Origin of the sequence: Flagellimonas lutimaris, from assembly GCF_003581615.1 — a bacterium.
Classification (GTDB): Bacteria; Bacteroidota; Bacteroidia; order Flavobacteriales; family Flavobacteriaceae; genus Flagellimonas; species Flagellimonas lutimaris.
In genome coordinates this window covers 1-287 of the sequence record NZ_QXFH01000029.1, presented here as the reverse complement: position 1 = coordinate 287, position 287 = coordinate 1, and the positions used below count along the sequence as shown (strand labels likewise).

At 64.1% G+C, this 287-nt stretch carries 1 protein-coding gene; it reads left to right on the top strand.

Annotated elements, in window-relative coordinates; all coding sequences use genetic code 11:
- The coding region (psaD, locus tag D2V08_RS18170) for a photosystem I reaction center subunit II (RefSeq protein WP_119606351.1) at window positions 1-287 on the top strand (287 nt) is incomplete at both ends.

The window sequence follows — 287 nt, the reverse complement described above, 5'->3', positions numbered from 1 at the left end:
GGCAGCACCGGCGGCCTCCTCCGCAAAGCCCAGGTGGAGGAGTTCTACGTCATCACGTGGGAGTCGCCCAAGGAGCAGGTGTTCGAGATGGTGACCGGCGGCGCCGCCATCATGCGGCAGGGCCCGAACCTGCTGAAGCTGGCCCGAAAGGAGCAGTGCCTGGCCCTCGGAACCCGGCTCCGGTCCAAGTACAAGATCAACTACCAATTCTACCGGGTATTCCCCAACGGTGAGGTGCAGTACCTGCACCCCAAAGACGGGGTCTACCCGGAGAAGGTCAACGCCGG